Origin of the sequence: Clostridium sp. AM27-28 (genome assembly GCF_003480955.1) — a bacterium.
Taxonomy (GTDB): Bacteria; Bacillota; Clostridia; order Lachnospirales; family Lachnospiraceae; genus Otoolea; species Otoolea fessa.
Genome location: NZ_QUJT01000026.1, coordinates 1 through 3,218 on the forward strand (window position 1 = coordinate 1; position 3,218 = coordinate 3,218).

Here is a 3,218-nt window from a genome sequence, read left to right on the forward strand (position 1 = left end):
TTTCAGGGTTTTACATACTGTTCAGTTTTCAAGGTTCTTTGTTGTTGTCTCATCGACAGCTTATTTATATTATCATAAGCAATTGACTTTGTCAACAACTTTTTTATTTTATTTTTAATCTTTCTCAGAAATCCGTTTGCGTTTCCGCTCTTATTTCCTCGATTGATTTGCCCTTGTCTCAAGGACGTATGTTATGATACCAGAGTTTCCAAGGATTGTCAACAATTTTTCTATATTTGTTATTCTTTTTATTTTGTTGTGATTTTTTAGAATATTCTAACCATTTGAAGTCTATGCATCTATTTCCCCTAATCCCAGAAATGGCATCGAATCAAAAGAATCCGATGCCATTTCCATCCATTCATAAATACAGCTTTCACTTTCCATCTACACTCTCATTTATATCTATTACCTATTCCTATACTACCTTCTCTACAAATGATACTCAATCAATTTAACTGCCAGGCTGACACCGCCGCAGACCCACATCACAAGAATTGGGTTCAGTTTCCATTTGCGGAGCGCTATAAAAGCTGCCGAAAAAAGAACCAGACTGCCCCACTGGATCACCCTCTCCCCATTTACCTCTGGAAGAACTGCTGCCAGTAGCATCGAAAGTCCGGCACCTGCGATCAGCGCCACTACCGCTGGGCGAAGACTGCCTAAAATATTTCCCATCGCAGAGCCGCCGCGGTAACGCCGATATATGTATGCCAGTACCGATACAATGATACAAGATGGGAAAATACATCCCCAGGTTGCCGCAACCGCCCCCGGAAGTCCCGCTATCCGAATTCCGACAAAGGTTGCTGAATTGACCGCAATCGGTCCCGGCGTCATTTCCGCGATCGTGATAAGATTCGTAAACTCCGTCATCGTGATCCATCCCTGTCGTTCCACAATCAGGCTCTGTACCAGTGGAATCGCCGCGTAGCCGCCGCCCACGCTGAAAAGCCCTATCTGCAGAAAGCTCAAAAATAATTGTATATAGATCATATCTATTCTCCCCCTCTATACCGCACCGGTCGTCTGCTCACGTTTTCTCATCCAGATAAATCGAATCGTTCCCGCCAGAATACCCGCCGCAATGATATAGATTACATTCACATCCAGCACAAAATCAGCCAGGAACGCAATTACCATGATTGCAATTGAATACAGCTTTTTTTCCTTCAGAACATTCACTCCCAGCCCACAGGAAACATCCAGAATCACAGCCGCCACGCCGACTCGCATTCCCTCTAGTGCTGCTGCCACCCAGACGTTCGACGCAAACGCGGCGTAACAGACGGATAAAACCGCCAGAATCGCCATCGGCGGAAGAATCGTTCCGATGACTGCCACCACCATTCCGGCAAACCCATATACTTTCCAACCAACCAAAATTGCCCCATTTACCGCAATCGCGCCCGGACAGGACTGTGCCAGTGCGGTAAAATCAAGCATTTCCTGTTCATCAATCCAGTGAAGCTCATCCACGAAACATTTCTTCATAAATGTCACAATGACAAAACCGCCCCCGAATGTAAATGCGCTGATATAAAGTGTTTTTAAAAATAAAACCAGCAGTTGATGCTTCTGTTTCATCTGCCATTCCCCCTTTTTCTATTTTATCTTTTGTCTCTCCCAGTTCTCCTTCACGCAAAACAACATTCCTTTTTCTGTGCCCATTATAACACTTGCCAATTCATTTTAAAATTACTATAATTTATATATAGTTCTTATTAAAATATCTATGATTCTCTATAAAAGCAACGCCGTCAAAAATAATATTTCTGACGGCAGGAAAAAAGTAGGACAAACATACAAATACGAATGTTTCCCACTCCTTATGAAACATTCAGGAAAGGAGTTTTCATGACACTGCGGCATTTCCGAATTTTTATCGAAGTAGCATCCGCCGGAAGCATCACACAGGCGGCGCGCAATCTCTACCTGACGCAGCCAACCGTCAGCACCGCCGTCCGGGAGCTCGAAGAACACTACGGAACATTATTTTTCGACCGGATCAACCAGCGTCTGCGAATTACCGGCGAAGGGCGGCGTTTTCTCGACTATGCACGCCATTTTATCCAGATGTACGATGAAATGGAACTGGCATTTTCCAATTCCGGAATCAGCGGAGTTCTCCGCATCGGTGCCAGCACCAACGTGGGGATTTCCTATCTACCACGTTTCATGCAGCTATTTCAAGAGACATATCCCCAGGTACACACGCAGGTCCATATACAGACGACCGCACAGACGGAAGCCATGCTCTTAAATGGGGCGCTAGATCTTGCAATCGTCGGCGGAACCATCCGCTCCGAACAGATTGCCCTGACTCCCCTGTTTCAGGAACACTACACCGCCATCTGCGCGCCGGGACACCCGATGGCAGGAAAAACCGTTTCCATCAATACATTTATGAAACAACCGCTGCTCTTCCGCGAAGTCGGCAGCACCTCCTATGAAGTATTTCAAAATGCCATCCGCCAGACCGGCTGTGAGGTCACCCCTGCCTGGGAAAGTACCTCACAAGAGGCCATTCTCGAAGCCGTCCGCCTGGGGCTTGGCGTCACAATTCTGCCAAGCGCTATGCTCGAAGCTGAGCTGAGACTCAGTACCATTTCCCGGATCTATTTTTCGGATTTTTCTTTTCAAAATACCGTTCATCTGGCGTGGCATCAAAGCAAGTTTCTGTCTCCTGTCATGCAGGATTTTATCCAAATGGCGCGTGAACTTTTGCCATCCAACCATATTTCCGCTCAAAATCCCCCGGGAATCTCTCCCCATGCATATCCTGTCCACAGAAATTTTCCGAAGGACTCTCCCGCAGCTACGCTCACTGATCTGCGATATTGAACTACCCTGGGAAAAATTTCGAAATGCATCGGTGCTCTATCAGATGCCTCTTCGTCATTTTCTGGCAAATGCGTTCTTTTCCGCTCTACTGGAACCAGGCAGCGGACTGGAAGATATGATTCTACAGATGAAGGGGATCGCGTTAGAGTATGCCATCGTCCGCTACAGCCTTTTCCTGTGATGAATGCATGACGGTTCCGGTAAACTTCCGTATGAGACGGTTCGCGATTATCAGGTCATCATTATCCATATGACCGGATACGACGCTGAGGTTATCTGGGATTGGTTGCGAATACGTACAGATGATTGAAAATAATTTCTGGGGCTGTCGCATTAGCAAATATTTTTGCTGGGCGGCAGCCCTACTTTCTGCC

Annotated in this window: 4 protein-coding genes; 1 reads left to right on the plus strand and 3 read right to left on the minus strand. The window is 46.3% G+C overall.

Annotation, left to right across the window (positions count from 1 at the left end; all coding sequences use genetic code 11):
* Positions 1-432 precede the first annotated feature (432 nt).
* Together DW720_RS15335 and DW720_RS15340 are read right to left on the minus strand one after the other, a co-directional pair.
* Positions 433-996 carry a chromate transporter gene (locus DW720_RS15335; protein WP_118494319.1) on the minus strand — a complete coding sequence of 188 codons (564 nt, stop codon included), beginning with the start codon at positions 994-996 and terminating at the stop codon, positions 433-435.
* Positions 997-1,011: 15 nt separating this feature from the next.
* Positions 1,012-1,587 carry a chromate transporter gene (locus DW720_RS15340; protein ID WP_118494322.1) on the minus strand — a complete coding sequence of 192 codons (576 nt, stop codon included), beginning with the start codon at positions 1,585-1,587 and terminating at the stop codon, positions 1,012-1,014.
* 270 nt (positions 1,588-1,857) lie between these two features.
* Here DW720_RS15340 and DW720_RS15345 point away from each other — a divergent pair, with 270 nt between their 5' ends.
* Positions 1,858-2,844 carry a LysR family transcriptional regulator gene (locus tag DW720_RS15345; RefSeq protein ID WP_182428007.1) on the plus strand — a complete coding sequence of 329 codons (987 nt, stop codon included), beginning with the start codon at positions 1,858-1,860 and terminating at the stop codon, positions 2,842-2,844.
* A 142-nt stretch (positions 2,845-2,986) separates the two neighbouring features.
* Here DW720_RS15345 and DW720_RS15815 read toward each other — a convergent pair.
* The coding region (locus tag DW720_RS15815; protein ID WP_207665591.1) for a hypothetical protein at positions 2,987-3,218 on the minus strand (232 nt) is incomplete at its 5' end.